This window comes from Romboutsia sp. 13368 (genome assembly GCF_018336475.1).
Taxonomy (GTDB): Bacteria; Bacillota; Clostridia; order Peptostreptococcales; family Peptostreptococcaceae; genus Romboutsia.
Map to the genome: position 1 here is coordinate 1,376,809 of NZ_CP048741.1, position 1,725 is coordinate 1,378,533.

General features: G+C 31.0%; 2 protein-coding genes. Both read right to left on the minus strand.

Annotated elements, in window-relative coordinates; genetic code table 11:
- Positions 1–102: 102 nt before the first annotated feature.
- Positions 103–474, minus strand: a complete 372-nt coding sequence (locus G3997_RS05585) for a cation diffusion facilitator family transporter (RefSeq protein ID WP_296644173.1) — start codon at positions 472–474, stop codon at positions 103–105.
- Between the two features lie 182 nt (positions 475–656).
- Positions 657–1,688: an ABC transporter substrate-binding protein gene (locus G3997_RS05590; protein WP_296644178.1), complete on the minus strand. Its 1,032-nt coding sequence runs from the start codon at positions 1,686–1,688 to the stop codon at positions 657–659.
- Positions 1,689–1,725: the final 37 nt, after the last annotated feature.

A 1,725-nucleotide genomic window follows, 5' to 3' on the forward strand; every position in this document is an offset into this window, starting at 1 on the left:
CTGATCTATGATGCCAAGCATCAGCCTTCAAGGCTGGTGAATTTATCTTATTAGCTACTTTTATTGTTATTCTATATTGATATTCTTTTATTAATATTGATATTACTGATANNGTAAAGCTATTAAACTTTCAATAGTTATATTTGGTACAACTGGATTTCTAAATGATGCTAATGCGTCTAAAATAATTTTACCAGCTAAAAATAAAAGCATTGCCCCTATAAATAACCCCGATATCACCTCAAACTTACTATGTCCATAAGGATGGTCTTTATCTCTTGGTTTTGATGCTAATATAATACCTATTATCCCTAATATATTTGATGCTGTATCTGATATAGAATGAAACCCATCAGCTGTCATACTTGTACTACGTATAGCTGTACCTACTACAATCTTTAATAAGGCAACAAAGAAATTTGCAAGTAATATTAACCATAAAACTCGTTTGACCTGTCTATAATCACTTTGCATATTATCCCTCCTAAATTACTTGTACAGATTATTATACGCAATTAATCACATAATTGTTAAACATATTAAAAATACAATAACTTAGCGTGATTAAGTGTATTTTATTTAGTCGTAAGCAATAGTTTCATTCATGCGTAAAAAAGGGCTATCAAAACTGATAGACCCTTTTCATAGCAAAATATCTATTTATTATTTTCTATTGCTTTATTTGCAAAATCTGTAGTTACTATATCATTATAAACTGGTTCTTTATCTAATTCACCAGCTTCTTTCATTATTTCAACTAATGAATTTAAGCTTTCTTCTGTCAATAAAGGATTATCACACCAAGCATCTATTGATTTGTATCTCTCAACAACACTTACTAAGTCATCTAAAGATAAATCTTCAAAGAAAGGTTTCATTGCTTCTGCTATTTCTTCATCAGTTGCAGTTTGACACCATTGTTGACCTTTGTATAATGCATTAGTAAATCTTTGTATTAAATCTTCATTGTCTGCCATAAATTCTTTAGTTGTAGAATAAGCTGTATAAGGAACATCTCCTCCTAATTCACCAACTGATGCAACTATATATCCTGTTCCTTCTTTTTCCATTTGAGTTCCTGTAGGTTCAAATGCTGTAGTAAAATCTCCTTCTCCACCTGCAAATGCACCAGCCATTACACCAAATTGTACATCAGTTCTTACATTTACTTCTCCTGCATCTTTATTTGTTCCTATAGTTAATCCATTTTGTTTTAATACATATTCTAATGTCATTAAAGGTACTCCACCTTTTCTTCCACCTAATATATCTTTACCTTTTAAATCTTCAAGAGTAAAGTTTGGCATTTCTTCTCTAGCAATTATAAAACTTCCGTCTGCTTTAGTAAGTTGAGCAAAGTTTACTGCATAGTTTTCATTACCTTGATTATATACATATATGGAAGCTTCCGGTCCCATAAGTCCTATTTGAGCTTCACCTGATATTAGCGCTGCCATAGTTTTATCTGCACCCGCAGTATTTATTATATCAACTTCAATTCCTTCTTCTTCAAAGAATCCTTTAGTTATAGCTGCATACTGTGGTGCATAAAAAACTGAGTGCGTAACTTCAGCTATTGTTACTTTATCTAAAGTTTCTTTATCTGTAGTATTTGTTTGGTTACATCCAGTAAGACACATTGCACTTAATGCTAAGGAGCTTGCTACTGTGATAAATTTTTTAAACATGTAAAAATCCTCCTTAAAATTTAGTAARATAGTATAT

What these genes read in the sequence shown, in the direction of transcription:
- G3997_RS05590 (WP_296644178.1), bottom strand. Translation starts at nt 1,688, where the DNA reads ATGTTTAAAAAATTTATCACAGTAGCAAGCTCCTTAGCATTAAGTGCA.